13 protein-coding genes are annotated in these 11664 nt (G+C 68.1%); 9 read left to right on the plus strand and 4 right to left on the minus strand.

Annotated elements, in window-relative coordinates; all coding sequences use genetic code 11:
- Nucleotides 1–34: 34 nt before the first annotated feature.
- The 4 genes from pqqC to pqqB are packed head-to-tail and all read left to right on the plus strand — an operon-like array spanning nucleotide 35 to nucleotide 2917.
- Complete coding sequence (gene pqqC / locus ACFVM3_RS27785; RefSeq protein WP_378442920.1) at nucleotides 35–718, plus strand: pyrroloquinoline-quinone synthase PqqC; 684 nt, start codon at nucleotides 35–37, stop codon at nucleotides 716–718.
- Complete coding sequence (gene pqqD, locus ACFVM3_RS27790; RefSeq protein ID WP_378442921.1) at nucleotides 718–990, plus strand: pyrroloquinoline quinone biosynthesis peptide chaperone PqqD; 273 nt, start codon at nucleotides 718–720, stop codon at nucleotides 988–990. Before pqqC ends, pqqD begins: the two co-directional genes overlap by 1 nt.
- Nucleotides 981–2063: a pyrroloquinoline quinone biosynthesis protein PqqE gene (pqqE, locus tag ACFVM3_RS27795; protein WP_378442922.1), complete on the plus strand. Its 1083-nt coding sequence runs from the start codon at nucleotides 981–983 to the stop codon at nucleotides 2061–2063. The genes pqqD and pqqE overlap by 10 nt, the downstream gene beginning before the upstream one ends.
- On the plus strand, nucleotides 2060–2917 hold the full coding sequence (gene pqqB / locus ACFVM3_RS27800; RefSeq protein ID WP_378442923.1) for a pyrroloquinoline quinone biosynthesis protein PqqB: 858 nt from the start codon (nucleotides 2060–2062) through the stop codon (nucleotides 2915–2917). The genes pqqE and pqqB overlap by 4 nt, the downstream gene beginning before the upstream one ends.
- Here the strand turns inward: pqqB and ACFVM3_RS27805 are convergent.
- Nucleotides 2914–3852 carry an aldo/keto reductase gene (locus tag ACFVM3_RS27805; protein ID WP_378442924.1) on the minus strand — a complete coding sequence of 313 codons (939 nt, stop codon included), beginning with the start codon at nucleotides 3850–3852 and terminating at the stop codon, nucleotides 2914–2916. The genes pqqB and ACFVM3_RS27805 overlap by 4 nt on opposite strands.
- Nucleotides 3853–3996: 144 nt before the next feature.
- Between ACFVM3_RS27805 and ACFVM3_RS27810 the strand changes: the two genes are divergently transcribed.
- Together ACFVM3_RS27810 and ACFVM3_RS27815 are read left to right on the plus strand one after the other, a co-directional pair.
- Entirely contained in the window at nucleotides 3997–4515 is a 519-nt protein-coding gene (locus ACFVM3_RS27810) for a helix-turn-helix domain-containing protein (RefSeq protein ID WP_378442925.1), read from the plus strand.
- Nucleotides 4512–5732: an MFS transporter gene (locus tag ACFVM3_RS27815; protein ID WP_378442926.1), complete on the plus strand. Its 1221-nt coding sequence runs from the start codon at nucleotides 4512–4514 to the stop codon at nucleotides 5730–5732. Before ACFVM3_RS27810 ends, ACFVM3_RS27815 begins: the two co-directional genes overlap by 4 nt.
- A gap of 51 nt (nucleotides 5733–5783) precedes the next feature.
- Here ACFVM3_RS27815 and ACFVM3_RS27820 read toward each other — a convergent pair whose 3' ends face one another.
- Together ACFVM3_RS27820 and ACFVM3_RS27825 are read right to left on the minus strand one after the other, a co-directional pair.
- The gene (locus ACFVM3_RS27820; protein WP_378442927.1) at nucleotides 5784–7160 is read right to left on the minus strand and encodes an amidase; all 1377 of its coding nucleotides are present in this window, start codon (nucleotides 7158–7160) and stop codon (nucleotides 5784–5786) included.
- Nucleotides 7161–7168: 8 nt separating this feature from the next.
- Nucleotides 7169–8158 (minus strand): D-2-hydroxyacid dehydrogenase, encoded by a 990-nt coding sequence (locus ACFVM3_RS27825; RefSeq protein ID WP_378442928.1) that lies wholly within the window; start codon nucleotides 8156–8158, stop codon nucleotides 7169–7171.
- A gap of 98 nt (nucleotides 8159–8256) precedes the next feature.
- Between ACFVM3_RS27825 and ACFVM3_RS27830 the strand changes: the two genes are divergently transcribed.
- Genes ACFVM3_RS27830 through ACFVM3_RS27840 form a run of 3 tightly spaced genes read left to right on the plus strand, consistent with a single transcriptional unit; the run spans nucleotide 8257 to nucleotide 10508 of the window.
- Nucleotides 8257–8997 carry an Asp/Glu/hydantoin racemase gene (locus ACFVM3_RS27830; protein ID WP_378442929.1) on the plus strand — a complete coding sequence of 247 codons (741 nt, stop codon included), beginning with the start codon at nucleotides 8257–8259 and terminating at the stop codon, nucleotides 8995–8997.
- 44 nt (nucleotides 8998–9041) lie between these two features.
- Nucleotides 9042–9812 (plus strand): maleate cis-trans isomerase, encoded by a 771-nt coding sequence (locus ACFVM3_RS27835; protein WP_378442930.1) that lies wholly within the window; start codon nucleotides 9042–9044, stop codon nucleotides 9810–9812.
- A 3-nt stretch (nucleotides 9813–9815) separates the two neighbouring features.
- Nucleotides 9816–10508, plus strand: a complete 693-nt coding sequence (locus ACFVM3_RS27840; protein ID WP_034309152.1) for a GntR family transcriptional regulator — start codon at nucleotides 9816–9818, stop codon at nucleotides 10506–10508.
- Nucleotides 10509–10512: 4 nt separating this feature from the next.
- Here ACFVM3_RS27840 and ACFVM3_RS27845 read toward each other — a convergent pair whose 3' ends face one another.
- Nucleotides 10513–10989 carry a DUF4262 domain-containing protein gene (locus ACFVM3_RS27845; RefSeq protein WP_378442931.1) on the minus strand — a complete coding sequence of 159 codons (477 nt, stop codon included), beginning with the start codon at nucleotides 10987–10989 and terminating at the stop codon, nucleotides 10513–10515.
- Nucleotides 10990–11664 lie beyond the last annotated feature (675 nt).

Below are 11664 nucleotides of genomic sequence, written 5' to 3' on the forward strand. Positions count from 1 at the left end.
CAGCGAGCACCCGGAGGCCAGCACGGTGTCCCTCATGTCGTCGTCGGAGTTCATCGCGGCGTTGCGCGGGCTTTCGCACCGCTATTGGGGCACCCACCCGTTCCACGTGCGGATGCACGACGGCGGCCTGTCCCGGCACGAGCTGAAGATCTGGGCCGCGAACCGCTGGTACTACCAGTACGTTCTCCCGCAGAAGGACGCGGCGATCATCAGCAACTGCCCGCTGCCGGAGATCCGCCGGGAATGGCTCGACCGCATCGTCTACCACGATGGGACGAAGGCGGGCGACGGCGGAACCGAGCGATGGCTCCGGTTGTGCACCGCGGTCGGGCTCGACCGCGAAGAGGTTCTCGATCAGCGGCACGTCGCCCCCGGCGTGCGGTTCGCCGTCGACGCCTACGTGAATTTCGCCCGCACGAAACCTTGGCTCGAAGCGGTCGCCTCCGGGCTGACCGAGATGTTCGCCGGCCATCTCATGCAGCGGCGGGTCGCCGACATGCTGGCGAACTATTCATGGATCGCGCCGGAGGACCTCGCGTATTTCACCAATCGCATCGACAAGGTCTCCGGCGAGGGCAAGGGGACGCTCGACATCGTCGTGCGGCACGCCGTCACCCGCGAGCAGCAGGACAAGGCGATCGCCGCGTTGTCATTCAAAACCGACGTGCTCTGGTCGATGCTCGACGCCATCGAGCGCGCGGCGGCCGAGGAGCGGTGATGACCACCCTTGAACCGGGCTCGGTGCCGCGTCTGCGGCGCGGGGTCCGGCTGAGCTATGACCAGACCAGGGAAACGCACGTCCTCCTGTTCCCCGAAGGCGTGCTCGTCCCGAATCCGACCGCCGCCGCCGTGCTTTCCCTCTGCGACGGCGTCGCGGATGTCGCTGGAATTGCTTCGTCGTTGCGCGAGCGCTACACCGGTGTGCGCGAGGAAGAGATCTTGGACGTCCTGTCCCGGCTGGGAGAACGGCGGATCGTCGAATGGACCTGACCACCGCGGCGCCACCGCTGGGCATGCTCGCCGAGCTGACCCACCGCTGCCCGCTGCACTGCCCGTATTGCTCGAATCCGGTCGAGCTGATCGCCCGCGACGGCGAGCTGTCCACAGAGGAATGGCTCTCCGTGCTCACCCAGGCGCGCGAACTCGGCGTGCTCCAGGTGCACATGTCCGGCGGCGAACCGCTCGCCAGACCGGATCTGCCCATCCTGGTCGAGCACGCCACGAAACTGGGGTGCTACGTCAACCTGGTGACGTCCGGTCTCGGGCTGACGGAGTCCAGAGTGGACGATCTCGCCGAACGCGGCATCGCGCATGTCCAGCTGTCCGTCCAGGGCGCGACAGCCGAACGCGCGGACCGGCTCGCCGGAGCACGGGCGCACGACCGGAAGCTGGTCGCCGCCGAACTGATCAGGAAGGCCGGGCTGCCGCTTTCGGTGAACGTCGTCCTGCACCGGCAGAACCACGATCAGCTCGCCGGGATCATCGACCTGGCCGAGGAAATGGGCGCGGACCGGCTCGAACTGGCCAACACGCAGTACTACGGCTGGGCCCTGCGCAACCGCGACGCCCTGATGCCGACCCGGCGTCAGCTCGACGAGGCCGAGCCGATCGTGCGCGCGGCCACCAAACGGCTGCGTGGCCGCATGGAGATCATCTACGTCGTCGCCGACTACTACGAGAAGTACCCGAAGCCGTGCATGTACGGCTGGGGCGCACGGCAATTGACCGTGGCGCCCGACGGGAACGTGCTGCCGTGCCCCGCGTCGACGGCGATCGAGACACTGGAATTCGACAACGTGCGCGACAAGACGCTGGCGTGGATCTGGTACGAATCCGGCTCCTTCAACGCCTTCCGCGGCGCGGACTGGATGCCGGACACCTGTGGCACTTGCGATCGGCGTGGGATCGACTTCGGCGGCTGCCGGTGCCAGGCGTTCCAGCTCACCGGCGACGCCTCTGCGACGGACCCGGTGTGCTCGCGTTCCCCGCAGCGGGAGGTCGTCGACCTCATCCTCGCCACGCAGGCGAAAACGGACGAACTCGTGATGCGGTCGGCGCGATGAGGGTGATCCTGCTCGGCACCGCGGCGGGCGGCGGATTCCCGCAGTGGAACTGCGCCTGCGCGCTGTGCGTTTCGGACGCGCCGCCGCGGACGCAGGACTGCGTGGCGGTGAGCGCGGACGGCGAGGGCTGGTACCTGCTCAACGTGTCGCCGGACATCCGCGCGCAGATCCTCGCCACCCCACCGCTGCGCGCCGGGCCAGGACCGAGGGAGATCCCGCTGCGCGGAGTGCTGCTGACCGACGCCGAACTCGACCATTCACTCGGCCTGCTTCTCCTGCGGGAAGCGGGTGGCCTTCCCGTGTGGGCACCCGACGCCGTGTTGAGCGCCTTGTCCGAGCACTTCCCCGCACGTTCGATCATCGACGGGTACGGCGGCTGGGAGTGGCTGCCGTCGTCAAAGGTCGCCATCGACGGACTGCGGGTGAGCATGCTTCCCGTGAGCGACAAGCGTCCCAAGTACGCACGTACGTCCACTGAGGACGGTCCGTGGGTGGTGGCGTATCGGCTCGAAGACGTCGAGACCGGTGGCGTTTTCGTGTACGCGCCTTGTTTGAAGAGCTGGCCGGAAGGATTCGACGACTTCACCCGCGACGCCGATCTGGTACTGCTGGACGGGACCTTCTACGCGCCGGACGAGATGTCGGGCGCCACCGCGGCCGAGGTCGGCGCTCAACTGGCGATGGGTCATTTGCCGATCACCGGCAGCCTCGCGAAGCTCCGGCCCGGCCCGCGGTGGGCGTACACCCACCTGAACAACACGAACCCGGTGATCGATCCCAGGTCGCCCGAACACGCCGCCGTGCTGGACGGCGGCGCCTCGCTTCCCTTGGACGGTACCGAATTCAAGCTTTAGGCGATACCTTCCGGGCTCGCGCCCGACACGGGAACGGCGTCGGCGGTGAGCCGATCGATCTCCGCGAGATCGTCGGCGGTCAGGTCGATGTCCGCGGCGGCGAGACTGGCTTCGATATTGGCCGCCTTGCGCGCGCCCACGATCGCGACGTGCACGCCCGGCTGGGCAAGCGTCCACGCGATCGCCAGCTGGCCGACGGAGATTCCTTTGCCCGCCGCGAAGTCCTTGAGCCGGTCGACGACGGCGAGATTGCGCCGGAAGGTCTCGCCGGTGAACGCCGACGACCGTGAACGCCAGTCGGTCTTCTCGAACGTCGTCTCCGGCGTGAAGGCTCCGGTCAGCAGCCCGCTGCCCAGCGGGCTGTACACGAGCACGCCGATGTCGTTCACACGGGCGTACGGAAGAGGATCGATCTCGATGCCGCGGCGGAACAGGTGATACGGCGGCTGCAGGGTTTCCACGGGCCGTGTCTCGTCGAAGGCGGCCAGCCCGGCGGCGTCGTAGTTCGAGACACCGACGTGCCGGATCTTCCCGGCGTCGACGAACTCCTGGAGGATCCCCGCCGTCTCCTCGGCGGGAGCGCCGGGATCGGGCCAGTGGATCTGGTAAAGGTCGATATGGTCGACGTCGAGAAACCGGAGGCTGTCCTCGATGCCCCGCGTCAGCCACTCGCGCCGCGAGTCGCGCGGCCGTTCGGACCGCGGTTTGATGCCGCCCTTCGTGGCGATGACGAGGTTGTCGCGGTCGCGCTTGAGTTCCTCACGCAGCGCCTTCCCCAGCAGCACTTCGGACTTCCCGAACCCGTAGGCCTGTGCGGTGTCGAAGAAGTTCACCCCGAGCTCGCGGGCGTGGTGGATCGTTGCGATCGCCGCGTCCTCGTCGAACGAACCCCAGTCCCCGCCGAGTTGCCAGGTACCGAAAGCGATCCTCGACACCTCGAGGCCGCTCCTGCCCAATGTCGTCATACGCATATCTCCCAGCAGAGCACAGACCTCGGGTCACCGCACCGGAACTCCCGACCAACGAAACCCCCAAATAACTGTTTGACGGTTCGCGTCCCGGCGGCCGATACTCGTCCCATGTCCGAGTCCCCCGGCCTCGACGGGCTGCGTGTCCTCGCCCATCCCGTACGGCTGCGCATTCTGTCGCTTTTGACCGGTGTCGCGATGAGCGCGGCCGAAGCCGCGCGCGAACTCGGTGAGACACAAGCGAATGTCAGCTATCACCTGCGGCGGCTGCACGAGGCAGGCCTGCTGGACGTCGCCGAGGAGGTCCGGATCCGGGGCGGCCTGGCGAAACGCTACCGGCACGATCCGGAGTCCGGATCGCGGTTCACATCGGCGAATCCGCGGGAGGAACAGCTTCTCCTCGCGACGATGGCCGAAGAACTCAAGCGCCGCAGCGAATTCCGCGTTCCCGGCAAGCAGGGGTCGACGAGCGACGCGGAGATGTGGGTCGACCGCGAGACCTGGGAGAAGGCGCTCGAACACGCTCGCGAACTGAGCGACCTTCTGCACTCGGCCGCCAAGCCGCCCCGCACGCGGGGCACGATCCCGGTCAGCGCGACGGTCTCGTTGTTCGAGATGAGGCGACGGTGACGTCCCTGCGCGAACCATTGCGCCAGCACAACTTCCGCTGGCTGATCGGCGGCCGCACATTCGGGGAGTTCGGCAACGCCGTCGCCCCGCTCGCACTGGCGTTCGCGGTGATCGACCTGACCGGTTCGGCCGTCGACATCGGCATCGTCGTCGGCGCGCGGTCCGTGGCGAGCGTGGTCCTGCTGCTGTTCGGCGGGGTGCTGGCGGACCGGCTACCGCGGTCGGTGATCCTGCAAGGCACCGAAGTCGCCGCCACCGTGACCCAGGCGGTCATCGCCGCGAGTGTCCTTTGTGGATTCGCGTCGATCCCGCTGCTGGTCGGCCTGAGCGTGGTCAACGGCGCGGTGGCCGCGATCTCCGCCCCCGCTTCGGCGTCGCTCACCCCGCTGACGGTGCCCGCCACCCTCCTCGCGCAGGCCAACGCGCTGGCCAGGCTGTTGTCGAACTCCGGCCGGATCGCCGGCGCCGGGCTCGGCGGCATCCTGGTCACCGCGGTCGGCCCCGGCTGGGCGCTCGCCGGGAACGCGTTGCTGTTCCTGGGCTCCGCCCTGTCCTACCGGTGCATCCGCCTCAGCCGCCGGGAACGGATCCCCGGCAGCCGCCCGCTGGCGGAACTCGTCGAAGGCTGGCACGAATTCCGGTCGCGCACCTGGGTGTGGGTCGTGGTCGTGCAATTCATGGTGGTGAACGCCGTCATCGCCGGCGGGATCGCGGTACTCGGCCCCGTCGTCGCCGACAGCACCTTCGGGCGCTCCGGCTGGGGATTCGCCCTCGCCGCGCAGACGATCGGCTCGCTCGTCGGCGGAATCCTCGTGGCCCGATGGCAGCCGCACCGCGCGCTGTTCGTCGGCGTCGCGGTGATCCTCTTCGAAGCGCCGCCGCTGATCCTGCTCGGCCACGCACCCTTGCTGCCGCTGCTGCTGGCGGCCATGTTCATCTCAGGACTGGCGATCGAGCAGTTCGTGGTCGCGTGGGACGTCTCGCTGCAGGAGAACGTGGCCGAGGACAAACTCGCGCGCGTCTACTCCTACGACATGCTCGGTTCCTTCATCGCCCTGCCCCTCGGGCAGATGGCGGCCGGGCCCGCCGCGCAGCACTTCGGGGTCAGCACGACCTTGCTCGCGTGCGCCGCGCTGGTCGTGGCCGCCACCGGTCTCGCGCTGTGCAGCGGCCAGGTACGCGGGCTCGTCCGGAAGTCCCACGTCGCGCAGCCCTGATCCCACCGCCCCGGAAGTGGTAGCAAAGGTCCCTTGCTCCCTTTCCGCAGGTCACGGCCAGGGACGGACCTCCTCCAGGAGCTTCGCGACCGCGAGCACCAGGTCGTCGGAGTGCCGTGGGCCGACGATCTGCAAGCCGACCGGGAGGCCGCTGGAGGTGCGGCCCGCCGGCACGCTGATCGCGGGCTGCTGGGTCATGTTGAACGGGTAGGTGAACGGCGTCCAGTCCGGCCAGCCGCTCAGCCCGCTGCCCGGCGGCACCTCGTGCCCGGCTTCGAAGGCGGGAATCGGGAGGGTCGGCGTGATCAGCACGTCGTAGCGCGTGTGGAACTCGCCCATCAGGATGCCCAGCGCGGCCCGCTCGGCATTGGCTCCGAGGTAGTCGCTCGCCGAGAAGGTCTTGCCGAGTTCCCACACCTTCCGCAGCCCGGGATCGACCTTCGTCTCCGAACCGGCGGGGAAGGTGTCCAGCCACTTGGCCGCCCCCGTCGACCACAGGATGTCGAAGGCCGGCTTGGGGTCGGTGAAACCGGGATCGGTCTCTTCGATGTGCAGTCCGGCGTCACCCAGCGACCGGACCGCCGACTTGACGATCTCCGCGACCTCCGGATCGACGTCGACGTAGCCGAGCGTCGGCGAGTAGGCGGCGATCAGCCCGCGCACGTCCCGGCGGACGGCCTCGCGATAGGTCGAGACCGGCGGCGCGAGCGCGGCCGGGTCTCGATGGTCCGGCAGGGCGAGGACGTCGAGGAGCAGCGCCGTGTCGTCGACCGAACGCGCCATCGGGCCGGCGTGTGAGAGCGGACCGAACGGGCTCGCCGGGAACAGCGGGATCCGCCCGTGTGTCGGTTTGAGCCCGACGATTCCGCAGAACGAAGCCGGGATCCGGATCGAGCCACCGCCATCGGTGCCGACGGAGAGTTCACCCATCCCCGCCGCGACGGCCGCGGCGCTGCCCCCGCTTGACCCACCCGCCGTCGTCGACGGGTCGATCGGGTTGCGGGTGATCCCGGTCAGCGTGTTGTCGGTGACGCCCTTCCACGCCAGTTCCGGCGTCGTGGTCTTTCCCAGCAGTACCAAGCCGTTCTCACGCAGCCGCGCGGTGACCGGGCTGTCGACGTCCCACGGCTGGTCGGGGTCGATGCACCGCGAACCGCGCAGCGTCGGCCAGCCCTGGGTCAGGAACATGTCCTTGATCGAGGCCGGGACGCCGTCGAGCCAGCCGATCGGATTGCCGTCCCGCCAGCGGATCTCGGACGCTTTCGCCTGTTCGAGCGCGCCGTCGGCGTCGACCAGGCAGAAAGCGTTGATCTCGCCGTCGCGTTCTTCGATGGCACGCAAGGCGTTCTGAGTGGCCTCGACCGGCGACAGCTCTCCGGTGGCGTACGCGGCGACGAGCTCGCTCGCGGTCAACTTGGTGTCGTTCAATCCGGCCCCTAACCTTGGCGAAGCGTCTCCGACGGCACGTACCCGAGCCGCTTGTCCACGACGTTGCGCAGTGGCTCCCCCGCGCACCAGCGACGGAAGTTGTCCGCGAACACCTCTACCAGAGTATTACGCCAGCCGACGAAGTCACCCGACATATGCGGCGAGATCAGCACGTTTTCCATAGTCCACAAAGCACTTTCGGGCGGCAGCGGCTCGGTGTCGAAGACGTCGAGTGCCGCGCCGCCGAGCGGCCCGTCCCGCAGTGCGCCGATCAGGTCCGAGGTGACGACCAGTTCGCCGCGACCGACGTTGACGAACCGCGCGCCGGGTTTCATCGCGGCGAAGGTCTCGGCGTCGAACATGCCCTTCGTCTGCTCGGTCAGTGGCGCGACCGCGACGACGTAGTCCGCCCAGGGAAGATGACGGACGAGGTCCGACGACGCGTACACGTCCCCGAAGTCGGGATCACCCTCACGAGGACGGCGTCCGACGCCCGCCACCGACATCCCGGCCGCCCGCAGCATCCGCGCGATCGACCGGCCGATCGGCCCCGTCCCGACCACGAGGACCCGGCGGCCGGAGATCCGTTCACTCTCCCGGTGCTTCCACTGCTTCTGCCGCTGCAGGTCCCACGAGCGGACGAAATCCTTGGCGAACGCGAGGACGACTCCGAGGACGTACTCGGCGATCGCCCCGTCGAACACCCCGCGTGAGTTGGTGAGCACGACGTCGCTCTCCTGCAGTCCCGGGAAGAGGACGGGGTCGACTCCCGCGCTGGCGATATGCAGCCAGCGCAGCTTGTCGGCCGCGTGCCAGGCGCCCGGGACGGCGGTCGAAAGGAAGTCGTAGACGAAGAACGCGTCGGCGCCGGACAACGCGTCGGCCAACCCGGCCTCGCCGGTGTAACGAACCACCGCTCGGTCTTCGATAGCGCGCATGTCCGGTGGGCGCGTGTCTCCGCAGAGCACCGCCAGCACAGGGGTCTCCGAGGCGATCACGTTGACACCGTAAAAGTGGCTCGTATGATTGTCAACAATCCGAGGAACGACCCCCGGAGCACCGGACTGTGACAGCAGACGTTTCCGGAGGCTGAGACTTGGATTTCGACTTACTGGAGTTCGAAGGCCCGTTGGCGCAGCGCGGTATAGGCGTGATCGCCCCCTTCGACCTGGCCCTGGAACGCGAGCTGTGGCGCTGGGTGCCCATGGAGGTCTCCCTTCACCTCGCGCGGACGCCGTACGAGCCCGTGCCCGTCAGCATGGAGATGGCCCAGCTCGTCAGCGACAGCAGGCATCTCGCCGCCGCCACGCGGGATGTACTCCACGTCGAGCCCGAAGTCGTCGCCTATCTGTGCACCTCCGGCAGTTTCGTCAACGGTGTGGACTACGAACGCTCGCTGACCAAGGCGATCTGCGACGCGGGCGCGACGGACGCCGTCACCACGTCCGGAGCACTGGCGGAGGTCCTGCACCAGCTCGACCTCCACCGGGTCTCGGTACTGACGCCCTATGACGGCGACCTGACCGGGAAGCTGCACGACTTCCTGTCCGAGCTCGGCGTCCGCACCGTCTCGAGCGACCATCTCGGCCTCGGTGGCGGCATCTGGAAGGTCAGCTACCGCACCATCGCCGAACGCATCCTCGCCGCCGACCACGCCGACGCCGAAGCCATCTTCGTCAGCTGCACCAACCTCCCCACCTACGATCTGATCGAGCCACTCGAAAGCGCGCTCGGCAAACCGGTCCTCACCGCGAATCAGCTCACCATGTGGGCCTGCCTCCGGCGGATGAACCTGCCGATCGTCGGGCCCGGCAAGTGGCTCCGGGAGGTCGACTGACCTCTTCGCCTACGATTGTCGACAATCTGCCCTCCGGAGGTTCCGTGCCCATCACGCCGTTCGCCCCGCCCGAGCCGCCGTCCGAGACGACCACCATCGGGTTCATCTACCCCGATCACGCGGCCGAAGACGACTACCCGCTCGCGGAACAGCTCCTCGGCGGGGACATGGCCGGGATCAAGCTGCCGGTCGAGCACATCTACGGCACCGATCTGCACGCCGTGGCGGAGCTCTTGGACCTCGGCAGCGCGAGCCGGCTCGCCGACGGCGCCGCGCTCCTGGCCAAACACGAACCCGACGCGGTGGTGTGGGCGTGCACCAGCGGCAGCTTCGTCTACGGCTGGGAGGGTGCCCGCGAACAGGCCGACCGGCTGGCCGCCGTCGCCGGTGTCCCGGCGTCGAGCACCTCCTTCGCCTTCGTCAACGCCGCGAAGGCACTCGGCGTCCGGCGGGTCGCGGTCGCCGCCAGCTACCCGGACGACGTCGCCCGGTTGTTCGTCGAGTTCCTCGGCGCGGGCGGGGTCGAAGTGGTCTCGATGGGCAGCGCGGACATCGACACCGCGGCCGAGGTCGGCCAACTCGGCCCGGAAGCCGTCGTCGAGCTCGCGGTGAGCCGGGACCACCCCGCCGCCGACGCGCTGCTCGTCCCCGACACCGCCATGCGGACGCTCGGCGAGATCAACACGCTCGAAACCAGGCTCGGCAAACCGGTCCTGACCGCCAATCAGGTCACCGTCTGGGAAGGCCTGCGGCTCACCGGGAAGTCCCCGCTCGTCCGCACCTTGGGCGCGCTGTTCGGAAAGAGGGGCAACTGAACCATGTCCTTGCCGGATATCGAGCCGGTCAGCCGGGAGTCGACCGCCGGGATCATCGCGCGGCAGCTGCGGGACGCGATCATGACCGGCGCCCTCCCTCCCGGCACCCAGCTCGGTGAAACGGATCTGGCCTCCCGGTTCCAGGTTTCGCGGGGACCGCTGCGCGAGGCGATGCAGCACCTCGTTTCCGAAGGGCTCTTGCGCAGCGAACGTCACCGCGGCTTGTTCGTGATCGACCTCGAACCCGGCGACGTCTACGACATCTACTCGGCCCGCTCGGCCATCGAGCGCGCCGCGATGCTGCGGGCGCTGCGCGGGGACCGGGAACGGGTCGCCACCGAACTCGAAGAGGCCGTACGCGCCATGGCCACCGCCGCGGACGACGACGACCCGACCGCGCTCTCCTGGGCGGACCTCCGTTTCCACGAGGCGCTGATCGCCGCTTCCGGCAGCAAACGGCTCGTGCGTATGGCCCGGACCCTGCTGATCGAGACCCGGATGTGCCTCACCGCGCTGCAGGCGACCTATCAGCGGGTCGAAGAACGGGTCACCGAGCACACCCGGATCATCGAAGCCCTGCGGGCCGGCGACGAAGAGACCGCGCTGTCGCTGCTGGAAGCCCATATGGAGGACGCCGTCCAACGGCTCGCCCCGGGAACCAGCCTGCGGGAAGGCGAAGCTCCCGCAGTGCCTTAGGGATTCAGCCACGACCCCGCGCCCCCAGCACCGGCTGGCCGCCCGTCCCGCCGCGAAAATCCCTGTCCCACGGCCACCTGCCGTGCTCGTCCTCATAGACCAGTTGCAGCGCACGGAATTCTTCGCCGTACAGGAGAACGGCCGTGAGCAGATGGGCCGACGGCGAACTGAGCGGAACGACCTCGAACGACGGCCATCCCACCGCGGCGGGCAGCACCTCACCCGCCTCCGGCGGCCCCGACCGGACCACCAGCTGGGCGAAATAGTTCAGCAGCTGTCCGGATCTTCGTTCTCTCAAGCCGGTGACGACGAGTTCGGGCAGCCCTGCGTCGGTGAGCCCGACCGTGTACGCGAAGCCCGGGTGGGCACTTCCGCGCTCGACCGTCTGCACCATCCAGCCGTACTTCCGGATCAGCGGACGGACCTCCTCGACGAGGTAGTCGGCGCGGGTCTTCCCGGGGTTGTCGCAATGCCAGCACATCGGTTGGTCCTCCAGTCGTCGAATCCGATGACCGGCACTGTGCACCGGGGCACCGACAAAAAGCTCACGACCCCGGGTGCCGGCAGACGGCGAACGGTCCTTCGATGGCGAATTTCGTGCCCAGATTCCCTTACAGGGCACCATTTTGTCTTGTCTGAAAAAATTCGCCGGGGGTATGGCGCATCCATCGATCGACTCAGTGTCGCGAAAGCCTCTTTGAGGACGTCCGGTGTCCCGAAAGTGGCTTTCGCGACACGGCCGTCAAAAGATCGGAGTGTCTGACAAGGTTCCCAATGTCGCATTGGAGACGCTCAGCGACCCCAATACGACATCGGGGACACCGACCGCACTTATTGAGGAGTAGGTCGAACGTGTCGTGTTAGGGGGTGAGGTCGTTGGTGGAGTGAAGGCTCCCTTCGGGAGCCAAGGGTGTCTTGGGTACCTACTGCGGGTACACGGGTGGCGTTTTCGCGCGCTGGTAGGGATGGCACGCGTGATCGCGGGCGACTCGTGGCGGAGCCCCGGCCGTGGTCGTGTCGTCCGTCCAGTCACGCGTGTCGCCCGAACGGCCACGGTGCCACTTCCTGTCCTGCTGGTGAAGCGTCCCGCCGGACGTGGGGGCAACCACGGTGGGAAACATAAAAATTTGGGAAGATGGGTTTGGGAACTCCGGCC

The sequence above is a fragment of the Amycolatopsis sp. NPDC057786 genome, from assembly GCF_042797905.1.
Classification (GTDB): Bacteria; Actinomycetota; Actinomycetes; order Mycobacteriales; family Pseudonocardiaceae; genus Amycolatopsis.